The following is a 23,039-nucleotide window of genomic DNA, read 5'->3' as shown; positions in this document are numbered from 1 at the left end:
CCCCTATAAGCCCGCCCGCCTCTTTCTTTCCTCCGCGCGCAGGGTCAGGACGCGCACGCCGGTGGCGGTGACGGCCACGGTGTGCTCGAACTGGGCGGACAGCCTGCCGTCCACCGTCACCACCGACCAGCCGTCGTCCTTGGTTTCCACCTGGGCGGCGCCCTGGTTCAGCATGGGCTCGATGGTGAAGACCATGCCTTCCTTCAGCCGCATGCCCGTGCCCGGCTTGCCGAAATGCAGGATCTGCGGGTCCTCGTGCATCTCCCGGCCGATGCCGTGGCCGCAATACTCCCGCACCACGGTGTAGCCGTTGCGCTTGGCGTGGCGCTCGATGACATGGCCGATGTCGCCCAGGTGGGCGCCGGGGCGCACCTGGCGAATGCCGTGCCACAGCGCCTCGTACGTCGTCTGCACCAGGCGCCGCGCGGCAGGGGCGACGTCGCCGATCAGGTAGGTCTTGCTGGAATCGGCGATGTAGCCGTTCTTCTCCAGCGTGATGTCGAAGTTGACGATGTCGCCGTCCGCCAGGATGTCGGTGGCGGAGGGCACGCCGTGGCAGACGACCTCGTTGCGGGAGCAATTGAGGACGTAGCCATAGCCGTACTGCCCCTTGCTGGCGGGGCGGGCGTGCAACTGGTTGACGATGTAGTCCTCGACCCGGTCGTTGACCTCCAGCGTGCTGAGGCCGGCCAGGGGCATGTCGTCCAGCATGTGGAAGACGCTGGCCAACAGGCGCCCGGCCTCCCCTAGCTTTTCGATCTCGTCGGGGCGCTTGACCATTATGGGGTGGGTTCCAGTTGATGGGGTTCCGCTTCCAGGTGGACGGAGGCCATCTTCAACTGGATGCGCAGGATGTCGTTCAGCGACAGGGTGGGGTTGGCCTCCGCCAGCATGCCGATCTTCATCCAGTATTCGGCCTGGGCGTTGATGGACCGGCACAGCACGGTGCTGGCCTTGCGCACCTCCTCATGCAGGTCGTCGTCGATCTTCACGATGCCCATGGGGCTCTCCAATATACGGAACGTATACGTTTCATATAGGAGGCGGCCGGGAGCGTCAATCGGCGCTGTCGATTCCGGATAGTCCGATTTTGGGGTGTCGACTCATCTTGACCGGGCGGCCGACTCCGGATTAGAACATAACAAGAACATCATCCCCACGCACGCGAGAGACCAAGGCAGCATCCCCATGCCCGCCACACCTACCCCCATTTCCGCAGCTTGGCCAACAGCTTGTCCTGAAGAGGGGCAGTCTGAGGGTGCCCTGGACCGCCAGCGCCTGTTGGCGGTGCTGCGGGAACAGGTGCGCGCGGTGGAAGCGCCGGGGATCGGCCGGGGCGTGGTGCCCCTGGGCGTGCCGGCGGTGGACGCCCATCTGCCGGCGGCCGGCCCGGGGGAAGGTGGCGCCCACGGCCTGCCGCGCGCCGCACTGCATGAGGTGGCGGCGGCGGGCGCTCTCGACGCCGGTGCCGCCACGGCCTTTACGGCGCTGCTGGCCGCCCGGCTGGCGGACCAGGTGCGCGGCCCCATCCTGTGGATGACGCGGGCGCCCGACCTCTACGCCCCCGGGCTGGATGCCCAGGGGGTGGGGCCGGGGCGGTTGGTGGTGGTGCACGCCGCAAACGAGGTCGACCTGCTGTGGGCCATGGAGGAGGCGCTGCGCTGCCCCCGTGTGGGCGCTGTGGTGGGGGAGGCCGGGGGCCTGGATCTGACGGCCAGCCGCCGCCTGCACCTGGCGGCGGAAACGGGCGGCGTGCCGGGACTGCTGCTGCGCCTGAACGCGGGTAAGGGCGGCGCCATGAAGGGCCTGAAGGGCGCTGGGTGGGGCAGTGGGCGGGGCAGCACCCAGGCCACCGCCGCCGTCACCCGCTGGCAGGTCGGCACGGCCCCCATCCAGGAACCCCGTGCGGGAGATTGGGGCACCACCGCTTCGGCCTTCACCGGCCCCGCCTGGCGGGTGGAACTGCTGCGCTGCCGGGGCGGCCGCCCGGGGGCTTGGACCCTGTATGAACGCGAGGGGTTGAGGCTGGAGGCGGCGGGCCAGGCGGCCGCGCCGGCGCCGGAGACGCCGCCGCCCGCCTCGGCGGTGATGCCCTTCACCCCCACCCAACTCACCTCCACTTTGCGCGCGGTGGGCTGAGCCATGCGCCGCATCCTTTCCCTCTGGCTGCCCACCTTCGCCACCGACCGTATCACCCGTGGACTGGCGCCGCCGTTGGCCGCCGGTACGCCCCTGGTGACCCGCCTGTCGGACCGGGGGCGCCTGACCGTGGCGGCGGTGAACGCGGCGGCGCGGGCCAAGCGTCTGGTGCCGGGCATGGGCCTGGCCGATGCCCGCGCGCTGGAGCCGCAGGTGCAGGTCGTGGACGCTGATCCCGAGGGCGACGTGGCGGCCCTGGGGCGCCTGGCCGACTGGGCCCGGCGCTATACCCCCTGGACGGCGGTGGACCCCAGCGATCCACCGGGCTTCGGCCCCAAAGGTCTTGGTTGGGGCCCTGGCCTGCTGATGGATATCACCGGCTGCGCCCACCTGCTGGGCGGCGAGCATGAACTGCTGCTGGATCTGGAGCGCCGGCTGGCCAAGGCGGGGGTCGAGGCACGGGCCGCCATCGCCGACAGCATCGGTGCCGCCTGGGCGCAGGCCCGCTTTGGCGCCCAGCTGGTGGTGCCGCCGGGTGGGGCGGCGGAGGCTTTGGCCGACCTGCCGCTGCCGGCCCTGCGTCTGGGCGGCGACCTGGTGGCCAGCCTGCGCCGGGTGGGCCTGCGCCGGGTGGGTGAACTGATGCGCACGGCCCAAGGAACAGGGGGTCAAGGATCCAAGAACCGGGCCGCGCTGGCGGCGCGCTACGGCGCCCAGGTCGCCCTGCGCCTGGACCAGGCCCTGGGCTGGGTGGAAGAGCCGCTGTCGCCCCGCCGCGCGCCCACCCGCCACACCGCCCGCCTGACGGTGGTCGATCCCCTCTCCACGCCCGAGGGCCTGGCCCAGGCGGTGCGCCATCTGCTGGGCCGGGTGGCGGCCAGCCTGACGGCGGCGGGGGAGGGCGCGCGCTCGCTGGAACTGGAGGCCTGGCGCATCGATGCCGGCCACGATGCCCCGCCCCAGGTGCTGAGCGTGGGTGCCAGCCGCCCCAACCGCGACCCCGCCCACCTCTGGCGGCTGCTGGAACCGCGCATGGACCAGCTGGAGCCTGGGGCGGGCTTTGAGACCATGGCCATTTCGGTCACCCACGCCGCTCCGTTCGACGGAGGGCAGGCGGTGCTGAGCGGCGACGGGCTGGCCGACCTGGTGGGACCGCCGACGGCGAAGGGGGGAGAGGCGGCGGCCGCCGGCAACCCCCTGGTGGCCGATCCGCCCATTGCGGAACTGGTGGACCGGCTGGGCGCCCGTCTGGGTCCTGGCCGGGTGCTGCGCCTGCTGCCCCGGCAAAGCTGGATACCGGAACAGGCGGTGCGGGCGGTGCCGGCCGAGGCGCAGGACAACAGCCCGCCAGCGGCCCCGCCGGCGCCCGCACCACTCGCCTGGCCGGCTGACCGGCCGCGTCCCATCCGCCTGCTGCCCCGGCCGGAGGCGGTGGAGGTGGTGGCGCCCATTCCCGACGACCCGCCCCTGCTGTTCCGCTGGCGTGACCAGACCTACCGCGTGGGCCGGGCCGAGGGGCCGGAGCGCCTGCTGCCGGAATGGTGGGAAGGGGGGGGCGCCGCCCCAACCCCAATCCCGAGCCCCGCGACTATTACCGGGTGGAGGATGGCGAGGGCCGACGCTTCTGGCTGTACCGCCTGGGCCTCTACCACGCCGGCGGCCCGCCACCCCGCTGGTTCCTGCACGGCTTTTTCGGGTGACGTCTGCCTGCGTAAGAATTTCTTCCGGAGCGTAGCGACTAGGCCGCGACTGCGGCCGCCGGACCTTTTCGGGGAGCGGTAGCGGACTGAAAAGGGAGGATAGCCAAGGGCCGGATGGCCCGCCGGCGCTTGAGGGACCCATGTATTCAGAGCTTCAAGTCGCCAGCAATTTCAGCTTCCTGCGCGGCGCCTCCAAGGCCGGTGAGCTGGTGGAGGCGGCCAAGGCGCTGGAGCATCGCGCCATGGCGCTGACCGACCGCAACAGCCTGGCGGGAGTGGTGCAAGCGCATGCGGCGGCGCGTGACCTGGATTTCCGCCTGGTGGTGGGCGCGCGGCTGGATTTGACGGACGGCCCGTCGTTGTTGTGCTGGCCCACCGACCGCGCGGCCTATGGCCGCCTGTCCACCCTGCTGACGGTGGGCATGCGCCGGGCGCCCAAGGGGCAATGCTTCCTGACCCGCGCGGATGTGGAGGCCCATGCCGCCGGCCAGATGATGGCGGTGGTGCCGCCGGACAGTCTCGACACGGGCTTCGCCGCTGACCTGGCCGATTACCGCCGGCGTTTCGGCCGCACCCTCAGCCTGTGCCTGACCCACCGTTACCAGGGCGACGACGCCCGGCGGCTGGACCGGCTGGCGGCCTTGGCCGAGGCGCACGGCCTGTCGCCGCTGGCCACCAACGACGTGCATTACCACCACCCCGGCCGGCGGGCGCTGCAGGACGTGATGACCTGCATCCGCGAGCATTGCACCATCCAGACGGCGGGCTGGCGCCTGGCCGCCAATGCCGAGCGCCACCTGAAACCGCCGGAGGAGATGGCGCGCCTGTTCCACCGTCACCCCCGGGCCCTGGCCCGCATCCACGACATCGTAGAGGCCTGCACCTTTTCCATCAGCGAACTGCGCAAGGATTACCTGTACCCGGCTGAAGTCGGGCCGGGGGAGACGCCACAGGGCCGCCTAGCCCAGCTGACGGCGGAGGGGGCCCGCAAACGATACCCGGCGGGCGTGCCGGAAGATGTCCAAAAGCAGATCGACAAGGAATTGGCCCTGATCGGGGAACTGGGCTACGCCTCCTACTTCCTCACGGTCTATGAGATCGTGAGGTTCACCAACGAGCAGGGCATCCTCTGCCAGGGGCGGGGATCGGCCGCCAACTCTGCCGTCTGCTACTGCCTGGGTATCACCTCCATCGATCCGGTGGAAAGCGGTTTGCTGTTCGAGCGCTTCATCTCCAGCGCGCGCAACGAGCCGCCGGACATCGATGTGGATTTCGAGCATGAACGGCGGGAGGAGGTGATCCAGCACATCTACGAGAAGTACGGCCGCGACCACGCCGCCATCGCCGCCACCGTCATCTGCTACCGCTCGCGCGGGGCGGTGCGCGACGTGGGCAAGGCCATGGGCATGAGCCAGGACACGGTGGCCCAGCTGTCGGCCATGATTTCCGGCTGGGGCACCGGCACGCCGGAGGAGGAGCGGGCGCGGGAGGCGGGGCTGGACCCCGACGACCCGCTGCTACGCCAGGTGCTGGACCTGACGGGCCAGATCTCGAAGTTTCCCCGCCATCTGTCGCAGCATGTCGGCGGCTTCGTCATCACACCCAAGCCGCTGGCCACCTTCTGCCCCATCATGAACGCGGCCATGGAGGACCGGCAGAACATCGAGTGGGACAAGGACGATTTGGACGCCGCCGGTCTGATGAAGGTCGATGTCCTGGGCCTCGGCATGCTCAGCTGCCTGCGCCGGGCCTTCACCCTGCTGCGCGACCATTACGGCCGCGACTTGACGCTGGCCACGGTTCCGCAGGGCGATGAGGCGACTTATGACATGCTGTGCGCGGCCGACACCCTGGGCGTGTTCCAGGTGGAGAGTAGGGCGCAGATGTCCATGTTGCCCCGCCTGCGCCCCCGCGAGTTCTATGACCTGGTGGTGCAAGTGGCCATCGTCCGCCCCGGGCCCATCCAGGGCGGTATGGTCCATCCCTACCTGCGCCGCCGTCAGGGGCTGGAGCCGGTGGACTATCCCTCCGAAGCGCTGAAGAGGGTGCTGAAGAAGACGCTGGGCGTGCCCCTGTTCCAGGAACAGGCTATGCAGATCGCCATCGTCGGCGCCGGCTTCACCGGGGCCGAGGCCGACGCCCTGCGCCGGGCCATGGCCAGCTTCCGCAAGCTGGGCGACATCGACACCTTCGAGGAGAAGTTCCGCAGCGGCATGCTGAGAAACGGCTACACCGAGGAGTTCGCGGAGCGCTGCTTCAACCAGATCAAGGGCTTCTCCACCTATGGCTTCCCGGAAAGCCATGCCGCCAGCTTCGCCAAGCTGGTTTACGTCTCCGCCTGGATCAAGTGCCATTATCCCGACGTCTTCGCCTGCGCCCTGCTGAACAGCTTGCCCATGGGCTTCTACGCCCCGGCGCAGATCGTGCGCGACGCCCGGGAGCATGACGTGGTGGTGCTGCCGCCGGACGTGAACCATTCCGATTGGGACAGCCGGCTGGAGCCGCCGGCGCGGGGACAGCGGTTCCAGACCCTGCGCCTGGGCCTGCGCCTGGCCAAGGGCCTGAGCGAGGCGGCGGTGCAGCCCCTGCTGGAGGCGCGGGGGCATGAGCCCTTTGCCAGCCCGCATGATCTCTGGCGCCGCGCCCGCCTGGCGCCGCGCACCCTGGAGCTGCTGGCGGAGGCCGACGCCTTCCAGTCCATGGGCCTGGACCGGCGCCAGGCGCTGTGGGCGGTCAGCGCCCTGGGCGAACGGCTGCCGCCCCTGCTGGATTTGGCGCTGAATGCGCAGGAGGAGGGGACGGGCGACCCGTGGGCGGAGGAGCCGTCCATCGCCACCCTGCCGGCCATGACCCTGGGTGAGCACCTGGTGGAGGACTACACCCACCTGTCCCTGTCGCTGAAGCGCCACCCCATGAGCCTGGTGCGCGATGACGTGGTGGCCCGGCTGGACCGGTTCGCGGCGGAGCCCAAGGAGAAAATGGTCCGCCGCTATCCCCTGATGCGCATGGAGACGCTGGAGACCCTGGCCGACGGCAGCCGCGTCGCCCTGGCCGGCCTGGTGCTGGTGCGCCAGCGGCCGGGCAGCAGCAAAGGCGTCATCTTCATCACGCTGGAGGATGAGAGCGGCATCGCCAACCTGGTGCTGATGCCCGAAACCTTCACCGCCTTCCGCCGCCACATCCTGGGCAGCCGCCTGCTGCTGTGCCTGGGGCGGGTGGAGAAGGTCATCGCCCCGACGCGGGACCAGGGCCCCAGCGCCACCCCCGTCACCCATGTCCGCGCCGAACGCCTGATCGATTATTCCGACCTGCTGTCCCGCTTGGACGAACCCACCGGCGCCGCCCCCGCCCGCCGGGCGGACGCGACCTTCCCCGATGGGCGGAACTTCCGGTGAGGGCAACTCGACCAAGCGCGAGAGGATTGGTATGCTTGGTCAAGCTGGTCAGGAGGATGGTCATGGCTATTCCCGTCAATCTCTATGACGCGAAGACGCATCTGTCGCAGCTGGTCGAACGGGCCGCCGCGGGGGAGGAGATCGTCATCGCCAAGGCGGGACGGCCCATGGCCCGCCTCGTGCCACTGGCCTCAACCGCAACACCCCGCGTTCCTGGCCTGTGGAAGGGCAAGATCCGCATCGGTTCGGATTTCGACGCGCCGTTGCCGGAGGAAATCGCCCGCGCTTTCGGAACCGCTACACCCGAGCCCGCTACACCCGAGATTGGCATGCCATGAGGTTGCTGATCGACACACACATCCTGATCTGGTGGATGAGTGACGATCCGGCGCTTCCCGTCCACGTCCGGGCAGCCATTCAGGACCCGGCCTCGGAGGTTTTCGTTAGTGCCGCCACGATTTGGGAAATCTCCATCAAGCGCGCGCTGGGGCGCCTCGATTTCCCCCTGGATGACATTCAGGGGGAACTGCTCAAGGCGGGCTTCAAACCGCTGGCGATAGATATCGCCCATGCTGCGCGGGCCGGGACGCTGCCCGCCCACCATCAGGATCCCTTTGACCGTATGCTGGTGGCCCAGGCCCAGCTGGAGGGCCTGACGCTCGTTTCCGTTGACGCCATCATCGGCCGCTATGCCGTTCCCATCTTCGGACGTGACGAACCTTGATCAGGCCAGCCCAACGGCTTCCCACCGCCTGACGCGCCAGCGTCCCCATCCCATTGCGGCCCTGCCGTCCAAGACCATCCGGCCTGTTCCGGTCATCGTTCCCGAACCCGCACTGGGGACGGCAGGGAACTTGCTGCCCCGCCCATTGACTATCATGATGATAGTGACAATATCCCGGCGACAACCTCTCATTCTTCCATAAGGAACCGTCCCTCATGAGCACGTCTTCCAAGGGCACCGCCCTTGTCACCGGTGCCTCCTCCGGCATCGGGGCCACCTATGCCGACCGCTTGGCCCGCCGGGGCTATGACCTGATCCTGGTGGCCCGCAACCAGGACCGGCTGGAGAAGGCCGCCGCCCGCCTGCGTGCCGAGACTGGCGTCAAGGTCGAGGTGCTGGTGGCCGACCTCTCAGTCCAGGCCGATGTGGAAAAGGTGGAGCACCGTTTGCGCGGCGACGCCGCCATCACCCTGCTGGTGAACAATGCCGGCCTGGGTCCGAAGGGCCCCTCCCTGGGCAGCGACATCGCCTATCACGACAGCATGATCGCGGTGAACGTCACGGCGGTGAACCGCCTGGCCATTGCCGCCACTGACGCCTTCGCCGCCAAGGGCGCCGGAACCGTGGTCAACGTCGCCTCCGTCGTCGCCCTGATCCCGGAAATGTTCAGCGGTACCTACGCCGCCACCAAGGCCTTCGTCCTGGCGCTGACCCAGTCGCTGCAGGCGGAGACCGCCAAGGCCGGCAAGACGGGCGTGCGCTTCCAGGCGGTGCTGCCCGGCCTGACGCGGACGGAGATTTTCGACCGCGTGGGCAAGTCCTTCGATGACCTGGACCAGAGCATGGTCATGGAGGTGGGGGAGATGGTGGACGCAGCACTGGCCGGCCTGGACCAGGGTGAACTGGTCACCATTCCCTCTCTACCCGACCCGGCGGATTTCGACGCGGTCAGCAAGGCCCGCTACGCCCTGGGCCCCAACCTGTCGCGCAACCACGCCGCCAGCCGTTACAAGGCGGGTTGATCCCTCAGGGCGTATCGACGTCCGCCCCGCTGGGCGGCCGGTCCCTTAAGTCTTCCAGGGGGGCCGTAACGGGCGCCAGGCGGAAGACGGCCCGGTCGACGTGGCGCTTCAGCACCACGTCGACATAGGTCGTCTCATTGGGCCGCAGGGCGATGGCCAGGCCGGCTCCGTCGGTGTGGAATTCCACCGGGACATAGCCGACGAAGCCGTCGGCGGCGGGCCGCGCCTGGACGCGCAGGCCGAACCGTTCATCCGGCAGCCGCGCCATGACGTCGTAATCCAGGTAGTAGACCAGGCAGTTGGGCGAGACGCTGTTGCGCTGCCGATCGACGAAAAAGCCCTGGGGCAGGTCGTCCGGGCTATAATCCGGGCCGCCCAGCAGATAGAGGTCGAAGTCGTTCACCGCGTCGCCCTGGTCGTCGCGGACGCGGAAGACCAGTTGGCTGTGGCGCTGCCCCTCATGCGGCTTGGCCTGGGCCACGGCCTGCTGGGTGGCGTCGGTCAGGTGGGCCAGTGCCGCCGTGCACGCCGCGTAGGTCGCCGGGCTGTCGACCTGCAGGCAGCGCAGGATCTCCGCCACCACCGGCTTGGTGGCGGCGTTCTGGAGGGTGACGCTGCCCATGATGCCCAGGCGGTCGCCGGCATGGCTGGCGTCGGGGATGACGCCGAAGGCCAGGGGCGGCCAAGGGGGGCGGGGCCCACCATCGAGGCCGAGCACGGCGGCCGGTCGTCCGTCAAAATGCGGGTGTGGGTTGGCCACCGTCGCCGCCGTTTCCACCAGCGTCAGGAACAGGCAGTTCAGGTTGGCCCCGGCCACGCGCACCACGCCATCCGACCCTTCCTCCGCCAGATAGGAATTGAGGAAGTCGTAGAAGTGGCCATCGATGGTCTGGCCGGTGAGCACGGCGGGGTAGAGGTCCACGGCCGTGGGCTCGTACTCCTGCCAGCGGCCGTTCAGGCGCCATTGGTCGGCGCTGCCCAGGGCCAGCCAGTCCAGGATGCGCTCCCCCGGTTCCACGCCGTCGAAGAAGGCCCGGATGCGGCCCACCCGCTCCTTGCCCAGGGTGGCGAGGGGGGAGCCGTGGTTGGCGGGCGCCAGCATGACCAGGTGGCGCAGCGGCGGCCGCCGCAGGCCGGTCCCGTCGTCATACAGCCGGCTGACCCATTCCCGCACCACCGGGCCGCCGGTGGAATGGGTGACGCAGGAGAAGTCGGGCAGGGGCATCCCCGCCGGGGCGCCGGGCGGCAGCAGCGTGTCGCGCAGGGCCTGGTCGAGGGCCCGCACCAGGTCGGCCATGGTGATGGCGTCGTGGAAGCTGATGTAGCTGCCCAGGTGGATGTGCGCCACCGTCAGGGGCAGGCCGGGCGCCGTCAGCGCCGCCTGCTGCACCAGGGCGTCCGGCAGGCCGCCGTAAGTCGCGGTGCTGGTGACGCTCCAGCCATGCACGAAAACCAGGATCATGGGCCCCCCGACATGCCCCTCGACGCTATACCAGCACGCAGCATAGCCGGGCGACGTCGGGCGCGCAGCAGGGCGTCAACACGTCCCCACCGGCCCCGGCACCTGGACGAAGGTGCCGTGGTCCTGGACGAAGGTCAGGTCTGGGTTGGTGATGTTGGTGACGATGGTGTGGCGGGCATAGTCCTCGACATGCACCACCGTGGTCTTGTCGGCCTCCTGCCAGGTCACGAGGAACTGGTCGTCGCGCAGCTCCCCCACCTTGATGGTCACGGTTTCGGACTGGCCCCGGCTGCCGTCCTGGTTGATGACGGTGTAGGTCAGCGACGTGATCGAGGTGAAATGCAGTTCGACCCGGAAGGTGGTGAAGGTCACCAGGTAATAGTGGCCGACGGCGGGGAAGGGCGTGTGCATGGGACGTCTCCGCGAAAGGATGCGCCCGGGGTGGGTTATCCCCGGGCACACCTCATCTTAGCAGGAACATCCATGTTGCCATGCAACCATAAGGGGTTTATCCCTTTGGATCAGCAGCGCCAAACGTGTGACGTCAGTACGCCACCCGCACCCGCACGCCATAGAGGCGCGGCGGCCGGATGCTTTCGGTGTTGTAGCCGGCGCCCAGGGCCTGCACGGGCTGATAGCCCATGTTGACCACCGCCTGGTTCTCCACGTTGTTGACGTAGCCGGTCAGGCTCCACCACGCATGCTGCGGGGTGTAGGTCAGGCGCAGGTTGGTGGTGTGATAGCCGCCCTGCACCTGCTTGGCCAGGTAGTCATAGGCGGTGTGGTAGGAGGAGGAAAGGTAGACATCCGCCGCCGCCGTCACCGTGCCGTTGCCGTCCAGGCGGAAGTCGTGCTGATAGCCCAGCGTGGCGGTCCAGCGCGGGGCGTTGACCGCCGGCTTGCCGGAGCAATCCACCGCCCAGATCTTGGCGGCGCCGACTGGCTTGGGCACCGCCGCGGCGGTGGCGTTGGTGTAGGCGCAGCCCACCGACGGCGCCAGGCCCAGGCCGCTGTAATAGCGGTAGTGGAGGTCGTCGTAGGCGGTGTCCAGGTACTGGCCGCTGGCGGTCAGCAGGTCGTCCGCCGTCATCTGCCACCGGCCGTCCAGCGCCAGGCCGCGCATGTGCGCCCGGCCGGCGTTCTGCGTCACCGACAGGGCGGCGTAGGGGGCCAGGGCGATGCCGGTCAGCACCGGGGCGGTGTAATTGATCTGCTGGTCGCGGTACTCGTAATCGAACGCCTCCAGGTTCACTTGGGCCTTGCCGCCCAGCAGGCTGTTCTTCAGGCCCACGGTGTAGGCCGTCAGGTGTTCCGGCCCGTACTGGTCGCGCTGGCTGACGGGGGCGGAGAAGAAGCCCCCCGCCTTGTAGCCGGTGGCGATGGTGGCATACAGCAGCGAGCCGGGGGCCAGGTCGTAATCCGCCCCGGCCTTCCAGCTGGTGCCGTTCCAGTCATGCCGGTCGTCCCGGTGCAGCAGGGTGGGCGAGGCGGCGGAGAAGGTGTTGCTGCCGAACAGGATGGCTTGCGTCTTCTCCTCATGGGACAGGCGGCCGCCGGCGGTCAGGCGCAGGTCGGGAACCACGGCGTAGGTGAGCTGGCCATAGACGGATTGGGATTCCGTCGTCAGGTCGCCCTTGCCGACGGCGTGCTGGATGAAGCTGTTGAAGTTCTGGTCGGCGTACAGGTTCTCATCGAAATAGCTGGCCCCGCCCACCCAGCTCAGCGGCCCCTGGCCGTTGGAGGTCAGGCGCGCGTCCACCGAGGTGGAGCGTGACCGCGACGTCAGGCGGAAGGCGCTGGGGACGTAGGTCAGATAGTCCTCATCCATGCCGCGATAGGCCGGGGTCAGCGTCAGGGTGGCGAAGCTGAAGTCCTTGGCGATGTCGGTCTTCAGACCCCAGCCCTTGTCGTCGATGAAGCCGTCGTTCTTGGCGTTGCCGATCAGCGGGCTGAGGCGGGCCACCGCCGGCAGCGCCGTGTAATAGGCCTTCACCGCCGCCGGGTCGGACGGGCCCACCCACGGGTTGTCGCTGTTCACGAAGGGGTACTGCACCTCCGCATCGCCCTTGCCGCCCCGGTGGGCGTAGTCGGCGGCGAAGCGGATATGCCAGTCGTCCGCCGGCTCCAGCGCCACCTGCACGCGGCCGGCCTGGCTCTGGTCGTCGTCATAGCCGTCGGAGAGATAGCCCTTGCGGTCCACCACCTGGCCGGCCACGCGCAGCGCCGCCTTGTCCGACAGCGGCACGTTCAGGGCGCCCTCGCCCTTGCGCAGATTGTAGTTGCCGAACTCCAGCGAGGCGTGGCCCGAGGTTTCGCCCAGCACCGGCACCTCCGGCACGATGTTCAGCACGCCGGCGGAGGCGTTGCGGCCGTACAGCGTGCCCTGCGGGCCGGGCAGCAGCTCCAGGCGCCGCAGGTCATAGAAGGCCAGGCTGGCGCCGGCCGGGCGGGGGACGTAGACGCCGTCCAGGTTGAAGGCCACCGCCGGCTCGGAATAGCTGGTGGAGATGAAGCTGCCGATGCCGCGCACGTAGAGCTGTGGCGTGCCGCCCGCCGCCGGCGCCACCACCAGGGCCGGCAGCACGCGGGTCAGGTCGGCGGTGTTGGTCAGGCTGTTGGCCGCCAGGCTGGCGCCGGTCACGGCCTGCACGGCCACGGGGGCGGACTGCAGCGTCTGCGCGCGCTGTTCCGCCGTCACCACGATGTCGTCCAGCGTGCCATCCGGCGCGGTGTCGCCGGCGTCGGCTGTATCCGGCGCCCCCCCAGGGGAGGCATCGGCGGAGGCCCCGCCCGCGGCTTGGGCGGCGGGGGCATGCAGGGCGGCGGCCAGAAAAAGGGTGGCCATGGCCGTCGCCGGCCGAAACAGTTTGGTCATGTATGTGTCCCCAACGCATGGCAGCTGTTGGCCGGACCGGGCGGTCCGGGGCGCCGCTTGGGCGGGCGCCATTCCGTGCCTATGCAGACAGGCGTCAGGAGACAGAAAATGACCTGACGGCGCAATGAAATAATAATCAGATTTGATTAGAATTGATCGGTGATACCGTGAAACCACACAACGCAAGACGCCGCCCCCGCGTGGCGCGCGGGGACGGTGCCGGTATTGCAATCTTTATTGGTGATAATTGTCAGGGTTACTGGCCGCCCGCCTGTTCAGCGGAAGCGGCCGTAACGGTGCCGCGAGGCGCGGTAGCCAAACCGCCGGATGGCGGCGCCGGCGCTTGAGGGCGGCTATCCTGATCCCAGGTCAGGATAGCCGTACACATCAATAACGCACGGTGGCGCGCACGCCATAGGTGCGCGGCGGGCGGATGTTGGCGTAGTTCAGGCCGTTGCCGAAGGCCTGGTTGGGCTGGTAGCTGGTGTTGACCACCGCCTGGTTTTCCACGTTGTTGACATAGCCGGTGACGGACCAGCGATCATCGGCGGCGTTGTAGGTCAGGCGCAGGTTGGTCATGTGATAGCCGCCCTGCACCTGTTCCGCCAGATAGTCATAGGCGGTGTAGTAGGAGGCGGAGAGGTAGACGTCCGCCGCCGCCGTCAGGCCGGAACCGTCGGCGAAGCGGAACTCATGCTCATAGCCCAGGTTGGCCGTCCAGCGCGGGGCGTTGGTCCCGGGCTTGCCGCTGCAATTCACCGTGTAGATGGCGGAGGGGACCACCGGCGCCGGGCTGGCCCCCGTCGCCACGCTGTAGGGGCACCCGACCGAGGGCGGGGCGCCGAAGTTGGAGAAGTAATTGTAGCTGAAGCTGCTGTAGCGGCTGTCGATATACTGCACGTTGGCGGTCAGCAGGTCCTGCGCCGTCGCTTTCCACCGCCCCTCCACCTCGAAGCCGCGAATGCGGGAGCGGCCGACATTCTGGGTCACGAAGATGGGGGCGTAGGGGGTGCTGGACGACCCGGTCAGCGTCGGCGACAGATAGCTGATCTGCTGGTCGCGGTATTCATAGTCGAAGGCCTCGACGTTCAACTGCACCTGGTTGTCCCAGAAGCGGTTCTTCAGGCCGACGCTGTAGGCCGTCAGATGCTCCGGGTTATAGGTGTCGGGGCCGATGCTGGCGAAGAAGCCGCCGGCCTTGAAGCCGGTGCCGATGTTGGCATAGAGCAGCGACTGCGGCGCCACGTCGTAATCCACGCCCACCTTCCAGGTGGCGGCGTTCCAGATGCGGTCGTCGGCGCGGGCGCTCAGCACGGGTTTCACCGGGCTGAACGTGGCGGTGCCGAACTGGCTGTCCTGCGTCTTCTCCTCATGGGTGAAGCGGCCGCCGGCGGTCAGGCGCAGGCTGTCGGTCAGCGCGTAGGTCAGCTGGCCGAAGGCCGCCGTCGTCTCATCCGTCAGCTTGCTGTTGATCACCGTTTCCATGACCCAGTGGTCATAGTCCTGGTTGGCCGTCACATCCTCGGTGAAGTAATAGACGCCGGCCAGCCAGGTCAGCGGCCCGCCGGCGCTGGACGCCAGCCGCGCCTCCACCGATTTCTGCGCGCTGTCGCTCTTCACCGCGAAGGCGGAGGGGATGTAGGACAGGTAGTCCTCATGCACCTCGCGATAGGCAGGGATGACGGTCAGGGTGGCGAAGCTGAAATCGTGGCTGATCTCGGCGTGGGTGCCCCAGAACTGGTCATCGATATAGCCGTCGCCCTTGGCGTTCTCGATCAGCGGGTTGTGGGCGGAGATCGGCGGCAGCCCGGCGTAATAGGCGGCGACGGCGCGGGGATCGGACGGGCCGACCCAGGGGTTGTCGGCGTCGGCATAGGGGTACTGCACCTGGCCGGAGCCCTTGCCGCCCCGGTGGTAATAGTCGCCGGACAGGCGCACCCGCCAATCCTCCGTCGGCTCCAGCAGCAGTTGCAGGCGCCCGGCCTGGCCCTGGTCGTCGTTGTAGCCGTCGGTCAGATAGCCCTTGCGGTCGATCACCATGCCGGAGGCGCGCAGCGCCACCTTGTCGCTCAGCGGCACGTTGACGTAGGCGTCGCCCTTGCGCAGGTTGTAATTGCCGATGTCCAGCGTGGCGGCGGCCGACAGCGCGTCCAGCTTCGGCGTCTCCGGCAGCACGTTGACAGCCCCGCCCGAGGCGTTGCGGCCGTACAGCGTGCCCTGCGGGCCCTTCAGCACCTCCACCCGCTGGATGTCATAGAAGAAGCCGTTGGCGCCGGCGGGGCGGGAGATGTAGATGCCGTCCAGGTTCACCGCCACCGACTGCTCGGCATATTGGTTGGAGGCGAAGGTGCCGATGCCGCGCACATAGACCTGCGGCACGCCGCCCGCCGCCGGGGCGATCACCACCGAGGGCACGCTGCGCGTCAGGTCCGACACATCGGCCACGCCCGCGTCCTTCAGCGCGGCCCCGCCCAGGGCCGACACGGCGATGGGCGCGTTCTGCAGGCTCTGCTCCCGCCGCTCGGCAGTGACGACGATGTCCTCAAGCTGGCTGGTTTCCGCCGGAGCGGTGCTCTTGGCACTGGCAGACGCGGCGGGGGCGGGGGGAACGGAGGCGGGGGTGGCGCTCTGCGCCAGGGCGGGGGAAGCGATGGCCGCCCCCAAGGCGGGTGTCAGCAAAAGGGCGACGGCAGCCGTCGCCGGACGCACGATCCGGTGCATATGTGTTCACTCCCTGCGCGGCCTCTATGGCCAGCCCGCAGCCCCCCACGGCAAAAGCCGTGCTCTTCCAAGGGACTAAAGCCGGGGCGCCGGTTCCCGGGCGCCTACTGTGCCGCTACAGGCAAAGGTAGATCGCAATGATGCATTCATCAAATCGATAGGCTGGATAGGGGTGTATCGGGGGAGGTGATTAGGCGGGGTAATGTGCGTCAGGTAAGCAATTGGTATTATTAAACAATGTTTGCGAAAGGGGTGGTCGATCAATAAGTGAGCCGACTTGAGTGACCGCTAAAAATAGTTGTAAAAATGATACGGAGACAATTTTAACCGCGTTGACGTGCAATATGTGCCACAAAAAAAGGAAAAGATATTTTCAGTCAGGCAAATTTTGCTATCATAAGGTGCGTGATGGCCGCGTGTCCGCAACCAAAATCGACAGGAGGAAAAGATGCTTGAACGAATTATCGTTAAAATGACACTTCCAGTCCTGACTAGATTGAAAAAATATATTATATTTTCTTCAGTTCTAATATCGACGCATGTTTATGGCGCTGCCATAAATATGGCTTATGTTGAAACGAACACATCCAGCATGGGTGGGAATCTGTCTGTGGCGACGGCAGCAGATATGGCAGCGTCAAAATTTAACATGTTTATATTGTCTTTCCTGAATATTTGTTCTAGAAAAGATATATCTACAAACAATTGTACCGTTCCATCTAGTACGTCAGATGCAATTCTTCTTTGGAACAATCAGCCAACTGATCCGGACGATCAGAGCAATCCAGCATCTGCTGTTCAAGTATCAGAAATAAAAGCAGTAATTGGTATCCTTAATGCTGCAAATAAGAAAGTGCTATTTTCGGTCGGTGGGTGGATAAACGGTGGCACTTGGAGTTATTTCCAAAACGATGCCACTAATAATATTGCAAAAAGTCTTCTGGGGAAATTTGACTCAACATACTCTCCGGATGGATATGATCTTGATTTTGAAAATTCGCCATACACTAACGGATTTATCGCTGCTGGACATGTAATTGCCGGCTTTACACCAGCAAAGACTCTGACTATTGCCCCGGTATCTGGTGGAATTACAGGATCATTTTCTAATCAATATTGTTCTTTGTATAGTAATAAAGTCACCGCAAACTATATAAATATTCAATTCTATGCCGGTGGATATATTTCTAAAACAGATGATATAATAAAGAGTTTGAGAGCTGGCACTAAATCAATAAAGAATTGCGACTCAAATTTCACTGAGTCAAAATTACTTGTAGGATTGGGTCCAAATAGCCCGCAACTAAACGCGAATAACAATAACCTGCCAAACTGTGATGTAAGTCCGTCATCATCTCCGTACACATCTGATATATATTCAGGATGTAAAAGCATAGCAACTTCTGTTGCTTCGCACATATCATCAATCGGCGGTTTTTATGTCTGGGATTATGATATATTATTCCAGCCTCTAACATGGGCTAGTGACATGGCTTCCGCCTTATCTTCGTCTTCACCGTGATCGTTGGGCAGCCGAAGATATATAGCGAATCCACGCCAGAAATGGTCTCGCACTGCCGGTTCCACCGCGCTACCCCTGCGGCAGCGCGGTGGAACAAAGCGTTACCGGAGCGGCAAGCCATTGGTCTGGCTCAAGGTCATATCAAAGCGATGACAGGTGTATCGTCAGCGGCACCATTCATGTTCTGGAGAGCGGCTTCCGCTGGCCATAGCGTCCTATGAACCATTGCTCTAATGCCAGGGTGGGCTTCCCGCCGATGATTACTAACACATGTGCCATCTCCGGATGGCACTCGAACCTCAGGCTGTTGTTGATGGCTTTGTAGAAAGCGCAGGCGCTACTTGCTCCGCGCAAAGGGATGCTCGCCGCAAATCGCCATCTCATTGAGGGTGTCCGGCTTGGGCGCCTCCGGTGCCGCATAGAAGGTCACCACGATGGCGGCGTAGGTGGCGTTGGAGATGGTGGGCTTGGGCCTCACGATGATGTGGCTGAGCTTCTTGGTGGGGCCGCAGCCGTTGGGGTCGGTTTTCCGGTTCAGGCCGTTGACCGTGTACAGCACGCCCTTGCCAAAGGTCCCGGCCTGCGTCACCTCATAGGTGACCTTCCCCACGGTGATCTTGTCGCTGGTGATGTCAAGCGGGCCCATCGGATCGTTCTTGGGCGCGGAATCGGTCCATTTCCCCAGGAAGCCATCACCGGCCAGCGCGGCCGTCGGCCAAGCTGCCGTTAGCATAGCAACAATGGGTAATATGAAACCGAGCTTCAAATGCTCCTCCCCAGCAAGCCCGCCATCAGGGAGATGAAAAGTTGGCCCACGGTTTCAAGCCCTGCCGGAATGGCAGAGCGGTGTATCCGTCCCCGTACAACAAAAGGGCTCATCCCGGCGCGCGCCGGGCGCGCGGTTGAAAACGCCGGCGCCGGTTCTAGCAGCGTTCCGCCGCCCTCACGCCCCCGCGCACTCCCTGAGATACCCCCGCAGCCAGATCAGGCCGGGATCGCGGTCGAACTGGTAGTGCCACTGCATCATCTCGGTCAGCACCGGGAACTCGATGGGGGGAGGGAGGATGCGCAGGGGCAGGTGCTGGGCGTAGAGGTGGGCCAGGCGGGTGTGCATGGTGCTGATCATGTCCGTCTCCACCAGGATGGAGGCGACGGAGGAGAAGTCGGGGGCCACGGCGCCGATGGTGCGGGCGTAGCCATAGCGCTCCATGAACCATTGCTCGAAGGCCGGGGTGCGCTTGCCGCCGATGATCACCACCACGTGCGCCATCTCCAGATAGCGCTCGAACGTCAGGCTGTCGCCCACGTCCGGGTTGTCGCGCCAGACGACGCAGCTGTGCGTCTCCTCGAACAGGATTTCCTTGGGCTGGTCGCTGGTTAGATAGGCGTCGGGGGTGATCACCAGGTCCACGTCGCCCCGGTTCAGGCGGTCGTGGACATCGTCGCCCACCACGCTGATCTCCAGCCGCAGGCCCGGCGCCTCGCGCCGCAGGCGGCGGATGGCGCGGGCCAGCACCACCTCGGTCACATAATCCGACGCCACCACGCGGAACACGCGATTGGCCGTGGCGGGGTCGAAGGTGGGGCGCGCCTCGATGGTGGTCTGCACCCGGATCAGGATGTCGCGCACCGGCTCCACCAGGGCCAGCGCCAGCGGCGTGGGCACCATGGTGCGCCCCACCATCACCATGATCTCGTCATCGAAGTAATCGCGCAGGCGGGCCAGCGCCCCGCTCATGGCCGATTGGCTGAGATGCAGGCGATGGGCGGCGCGTGAGACGTTGCGCTCCTCCAGCAGCACGTCCAGCGCCACCAGCAGGTTGAGGTCGAATCGGCGGAAGCGCATGGCGTCCATCCTCCCGGTTTTATTGTTCGAGGTGATACCTCGCCCCATTTTGGTACGCCGAAACCGATAGCTGAACCAGCCCTTTGCCGGCCCGGCAGTACCGTATTTAACGATGGGGGTATATCGGTGCCGCCGATAGCTGGCCGTCCGTGGGCCCGCGCCGTCAGCCCAGGGCGATGGCGGAGCCGGTGAAGGGCACGGCCAGGGTGTAGCCGGCAGGGGCCGGCGTCACCGGCGCGGTGGCGGCGGTGCCGAACTGGGTGACGCCGGCGCCGATGTGCTCGGCCAGGTCATGGCGGCCGCCGGCGAAGTCGAAGGGCTGGCTGCCGGTCAGCCGGGCGGAGAAGACGTTGGTCGCCAACAGCGGGCTATCGCCCGCGGTGACCGTGGTGCCCACCACCAGGCTGGTGCGGCGGAAGGTGGCGATGCATTCCCCTTGGGCGAAGGTGGCGGGGTCGTCGAAGGTGGCGGCCGGCTGGCGCTGCAGGAACACGGCGAAGCCGCCCACCGGGTCCAGGCCCAGCGACAGGGCGCCGTTGGTCGCCGTGCCCGCCCGGAACGGCTGGGCCGCGAAGGTGAAGTGGGCGGCTGTCTCGCTGGGCGTGGCGCCCGCCGGTCCGGCGAACAGCGGCACGTCGGGGAAGGGCAGGTGCAGGAAATAGCCATAGTCGGCCAGCGTGCCGTCGGCGGCCTTGTAGAAACGGCCGGTGACGTACCAGGCCAACTCGGCGGGCAGGAGGGTGGGCATGGGGGTCAGCCTCCAAATAGGGAACCACCCGTATACCGTGCATTGGCCGCCGCCGCAGCCCCGGCGCCCGGCATATCGCTTTGGCCCAGGCGCCCCGCCCTCGGCATGTGTATCACGGCTTGGGCGCCGGCCGCGGCCCGGTGTAGAGGGCGCGCGGGCGGATGAGCTGGGCGTCCGCCCGCTGTTCCAGGGCATGCGCGATCCAGCCCAGGGACCGGCCCAGGGCGAACAGGCCGAAGGCCGAACCCGGCTGCAGGCGCAGGTGGCGGCGCAGCGCCACCAGGGCGGTGTCGATCACTGGCGGCTGACCCACCAGGCGCTGCGTCTGCTCCATCACTACGGCCCAGGCCGGGCGCTGGGGCAGGATGCGGGCCAGCAGGGCGGCGGCGCGCGGGTCGCCCGCCGGGTACAGCGGGTGGCCATAGCCGGGGATGTCCTCCCCCCGCGCCAGGCGCTGGCGCAGGCGGCCGGCGGTGTCGCCATCGGCCCCCACCTCATCCCACAGCGCCTCCACCCGCGCGGTCAGGCCGCCATGACGCGGCCCCCCCAGGGCCGCCAGCCCGCCCAGCACCGCCGCCCGCAGGCTGGCGCCGGTGGAGGCGACGCAGCGCGCGGTGAAGTTGGAAGCGTTCAGCTCATGGTCGGCGCACAGCACCAGGGCCATGCGCACCAGTTCGGCCCCCTCCTTGTCCAGCCCCCACGCCTTGGCGCATTGCCGGTGGATGGGGGCGGCGTCCGGCGCCGTGCCCAGCAGGCACGCGGTCAGCAGCCGCACCAGCGCCGCCGCCCCCTGGGCCAGGCGGCCGGGCGCCCGCTGCCAGATGGCGGTGTCGGCGTCGTCGCTGGCCAGGGCCAGCAGGGGCAGCAGCGCCTCCTCCGCCCGGCGGCCGTGGAAGGCGGCGCGGGCGGCGGCGAAGGCCGGCGCCGGGGCGGGGGCCGGCCCGCTGAAGGCGTCGGCCAGGACCGCCCCGCTGGAGGGGACTTGCCACAGCAGGCCCGCCACCTCCTCCACGCTGGCGCGGGCGGCCAGGTCCAGGGCGTCATGGCCGCGATAGTACAGCCGGCCGTTCTGGATCAGGGTGATGGCCGATTCCAGCACCGGCAGGCCCCAGTCCAGCGTGGCCTTGGCGATCTCCTTGGGCCGGCGGCCCCGGATGCGGGTCAGGGCCAGGCGATCGACCTCCGCCGCCAGGTAGCGGCTGCCCCGGCCATCGCCCGCCGGCTGGGCGCGCAGCAGCCCACGGCTGACATAGGCGTACAGCGTGGGGCGGGAGACGCCCAGCCGGGTGGCGGCCTGGGCGGCAGTCAACATGTCGGCGGTCAGCGGGTCGGCCATGGTGCCCCTTGGTTGATTATCTGCGTCAACATTGATTAAGTTAATCAACGTTGACGATAAATGTCACCGGTTCATCGTCGGGGCGTTCCGAACCTCATGGAAGGCCCACCATGACCACCCCCGACACCGCCGCCCACCCCACCCCCGACAGGCGCTTCCTGGCCACCCTCTGGCATGCCCTGGGGGGTGACCCGGCCGCCCTGGACCGTGTCACCTTTATCGGCGCCGGCAGCTTGCCGGCCGTCTACCCTGTCACCGACCTGGCCGTGGCCTCGGTGGCCGCCGCCGGGCTGGCCCTGGCTGGGCTGACGGGGGCTGGGCTAACGGGTGCAGGGCTGACAGGAGCTGACGCCGTCGTGGCCGACCGCCGCCTGGCCTCGGCCTGGTTCGGCTATGCCCTGCGGCCCCTGGGCTGGGAACTGCCACCCGTCTGGGACGCGGTGGCGGGCGACTACCGCGCTGCCGACGGCTCGATCCGCCTGCACACCAACGCCCCCCACCACCGCGCCGCCGCCCTGTCCGTGCTGTCGGTGCCGGCGGAGCGCGCGGCCGTGGCCCGCGCCGTCGCCGCCTGGCCGGCCACCGAGCTGGAAACCGCCGTGGTGGCGGCCGGCGGCTGTGCCGCAGCGATGCGCGACGCCGCCGCCTGGGCCGCGCACCCCCAAGGCCGGGCCGTGGCGGCCGCCCCGCTGCTCAGCCTGGATGAGGCGGGGCAGGGGACGGGTCAGGGCGGTGGAGCCTGGCGCCCCAACCCCGCGCGCCCCCTGGCCGGCATCCGGGTGCTGGACCTGACGCGGGTGCTGGCCGGCCCCACCGCCACCCGCTTCCTGGCCGGGTGCGGCGCCCAGGTGCTGCGCATCGATCCGCCGGATTGGGAGGAGCCGGCCCTGGCGCCGGACATGACCCTGGGCAAGCGCTGCGCCCGGCTGAACCTGCGCGCGGCCGACGACCTGGCGACCTTGCGCCGGCTGCTGGCCGGGGCGGACGTGCTGGTCCACGGCTACCGCCCCGACGCCCTGGCCCGCCTGGGCCTGGACGCGGACAGCCGCCGCGCGCTTAATCCCGGCCTGGTGGACATCTGCCTGGACGCCTATGGCTGGACCGGCCCCTGGGCCGGCCGGCGCGGCTTCGACAGCCTGGTGCAGATGAGCTGCGGCATCGCCGAGGCCGGCATGCGCCTGCTGGACCGGGACCGGCCCCGCGACCGGCCCACACCCCTGCCGGTGCAGGCCCTGGACCACGCCACCGGCTATATCCTGGCGGCCATGGCGCTGCGCGGCCTGGCCCGCCGGCGCGAGACCGGGCGCGGCATGGTGGGCCGCACCTCCCTGGCCGCCACCGCCCGCCTGCTGATGGAGGGCGGGGCGGGCCGGTTGGACGCGCCGCCGCTGGCGCCGGAGACCGACGCCGATTTCAACCCGGTCGTCGAGCAGACCACCTGGGGCCCCGCCCGCCGCCTGCGGCCGCCGGTGGCCGTGGCCGGGGCGCCCCTGGCCTGGGACCGGCCCGCCAGCCCCCTGGGCAGCGCGTCGGCCGCCTGGGAGTGAGC

The 23,039-nt window shown here is 67.8% G+C and carries 18 protein-coding genes; 8 read left to right on the top strand and 10 right to left on the bottom strand.

Annotated features, from left to right (window positions below; translation table 11 throughout):
• Positions 1-3: 3 nt before the first annotated feature.
• Together map and UCD39_RS14550 are read right to left on the bottom strand one after the other, a co-directional pair.
• Positions 4-780 carry a type I methionyl aminopeptidase gene (gene map, locus UCD39_RS14555; RefSeq protein WP_330496694.1) on the bottom strand — a complete coding sequence of 259 codons (777 nt, stop codon included), beginning with the start codon at positions 778-780 and terminating at the stop codon, positions 4-6.
• The gene (locus UCD39_RS14550; protein WP_330496693.1) at positions 780-1,001 is read right to left on the bottom strand and encodes a ParD-like family protein; all 222 of its coding nucleotides are present in this window, start codon (positions 999-1,001) and stop codon (positions 780-782) included. Before UCD39_RS14550 ends, map begins: the two co-directional genes overlap by 1 nt.
• Positions 1,002-1,188: 187 nt before the next feature.
• Here UCD39_RS14550 and UCD39_RS14545 point away from each other — a divergent pair, with 187 nt between their 5' ends.
• The 6 genes from UCD39_RS14545 to UCD39_RS14520 all read left to right on the top strand — a co-directional run bounded on the left by UCD39_RS14545 (position 1,189) and on the right by UCD39_RS14520 (position 8,980).
• Positions 1,189-2,139 (top strand): ImuA family protein, encoded by a 951-nt coding sequence (locus tag UCD39_RS14545; RefSeq protein ID WP_330496692.1) that lies wholly within the window; start codon positions 1,189-1,191, stop codon positions 2,137-2,139.
• A 3-nt stretch (positions 2,140-2,142) separates the two neighbouring features.
• The gene (locus UCD39_RS14540) at positions 2,143-3,921 is read left to right on the top strand and encodes a Y-family DNA polymerase (RefSeq protein WP_330496691.1); all 1,779 of its coding nucleotides are present in this window, start codon (positions 2,143-2,145) and stop codon (positions 3,919-3,921) included.
• Positions 3,922-3,979: 58 nt separating this feature from the next.
• Entirely contained in the window at positions 3,980-7,234 is a 3,255-nt protein-coding gene (locus UCD39_RS14535; RefSeq protein WP_330496690.1) for an error-prone DNA polymerase, read from the top strand.
• A gap of 35 nt (positions 7,235-7,269) precedes the next feature.
• On the top strand, positions 7,270-7,572 hold the full coding sequence (locus UCD39_RS14530; RefSeq protein WP_330496689.1) for a type II toxin-antitoxin system Phd/YefM family antitoxin: 303 nt from the start codon (positions 7,270-7,272) through the stop codon (positions 7,570-7,572).
• Entirely contained in the window at positions 7,569-7,958 is a 390-nt protein-coding gene (locus tag UCD39_RS14525; RefSeq protein WP_330496688.1) for a type II toxin-antitoxin system VapC family toxin, read from the top strand. The genes UCD39_RS14530 and UCD39_RS14525 overlap by 4 nt, the downstream gene beginning before the upstream one ends.
• A gap of 215 nt (positions 7,959-8,173) precedes the next feature.
• Positions 8,174-8,980: an SDR family NAD(P)-dependent oxidoreductase gene (locus UCD39_RS14520; RefSeq protein WP_330496687.1), complete on the top strand. Its 807-nt coding sequence runs from the start codon at positions 8,174-8,176 to the stop codon at positions 8,978-8,980.
• 4 nt (positions 8,981-8,984) lie between these two features.
• On the opposite strand, the gene UCD39_RS14515 is transcribed toward UCD39_RS14520, so the two are convergent.
• The 4 genes from UCD39_RS14515 to UCD39_RS14500 form a co-directional block, all read right to left on the bottom strand.
• The gene (locus tag UCD39_RS14515; protein ID WP_330496686.1) at positions 8,985-10,442 is read right to left on the bottom strand and encodes an esterase/lipase family protein; all 1,458 of its coding nucleotides are present in this window, start codon (positions 10,440-10,442) and stop codon (positions 8,985-8,987) included.
• A gap of 75 nt (positions 10,443-10,517) precedes the next feature.
• Entirely contained in the window at positions 10,518-10,853 is a 336-nt protein-coding gene (locus UCD39_RS14510; RefSeq protein ID WP_330496685.1) for a MoaF-related domain-containing protein, read from the bottom strand.
• Between the two features lie 133 nt (positions 10,854-10,986).
• Positions 10,987-13,317 carry a TonB-dependent receptor gene (locus UCD39_RS14505; RefSeq protein ID WP_330496684.1) on the bottom strand — a complete coding sequence of 777 codons (2,331 nt, stop codon included), beginning with the start codon at positions 13,315-13,317 and terminating at the stop codon, positions 10,987-10,989.
• Positions 13,318-13,704: 387 nt separating this feature from the next.
• Positions 13,705-16,038: a TonB-dependent receptor gene (locus UCD39_RS14500; RefSeq protein WP_330496683.1), complete on the bottom strand. Its 2,334-nt coding sequence runs from the start codon at positions 16,036-16,038 to the stop codon at positions 13,705-13,707.
• Between the two features lie 448 nt (positions 16,039-16,486).
• Here UCD39_RS14500 and UCD39_RS14495 point away from each other — a divergent pair, with 448 nt between their 5' ends.
• A complete protein-coding gene (locus tag UCD39_RS14495) occupies positions 16,487-17,560 on the top strand; it encodes a glycoside hydrolase family 18 protein (RefSeq protein ID WP_330496682.1) in 1,074 nt (357 codons plus the stop codon).
• 337 nt (positions 17,561-17,897) lie between these two features.
• Here UCD39_RS14495 and UCD39_RS14490 read toward each other — a convergent pair whose 3' ends face one another.
• From UCD39_RS14490 to UCD39_RS14475, 4 genes are all read right to left on the bottom strand, one after another.
• Positions 17,898-18,206 (bottom strand): hypothetical protein, encoded by a 309-nt coding sequence (locus UCD39_RS14490; RefSeq protein ID WP_330496681.1) that lies wholly within the window; start codon positions 18,204-18,206, stop codon positions 17,898-17,900.
• Positions 18,207-18,503: 297 nt separating this feature from the next.
• On the bottom strand, positions 18,504-19,406 hold the full coding sequence (locus UCD39_RS14485; RefSeq protein WP_145733671.1) for a LysR family transcriptional regulator: 903 nt from the start codon (positions 19,404-19,406) through the stop codon (positions 18,504-18,506).
• A gap of 163 nt (positions 19,407-19,569) precedes the next feature.
• Entirely contained in the window at positions 19,570-20,154 is a 585-nt protein-coding gene (locus UCD39_RS14480) for a hypothetical protein (protein WP_330496680.1), read from the bottom strand.
• A 112-nt stretch (positions 20,155-20,266) separates the two neighbouring features.
• Positions 20,267-21,490, bottom strand: coding sequence for a citrate synthase family protein (locus tag UCD39_RS14475; RefSeq protein ID WP_330496679.1), 1,224 nt, complete (start codon positions 21,488-21,490; stop codon positions 20,267-20,269).
• 110 nt (positions 21,491-21,600) lie between these two features.
• Here UCD39_RS14475 and UCD39_RS14470 point away from each other — a divergent pair, with 110 nt between their 5' ends.
• Positions 21,601-23,037: a CoA transferase gene (locus UCD39_RS14470; RefSeq protein ID WP_330496678.1), complete on the top strand. Its 1,437-nt coding sequence runs from the start codon at positions 21,601-21,603 to the stop codon at positions 23,035-23,037.
• Positions 23,038-23,039 lie beyond the last annotated feature (2 nt).

The organism is Nitrospirillum karajorum, assembly GCF_036348415.1.
GTDB classification, from domain to species: domain Bacteria; phylum Pseudomonadota; class Alphaproteobacteria; order Azospirillales; family Azospirillaceae; genus Nitrospirillum; species Nitrospirillum amazonense_B.
Note: the sequence above shows the minus strand (reverse complement) of the source record. Positions and strands in the feature narration are given on the sequence as shown.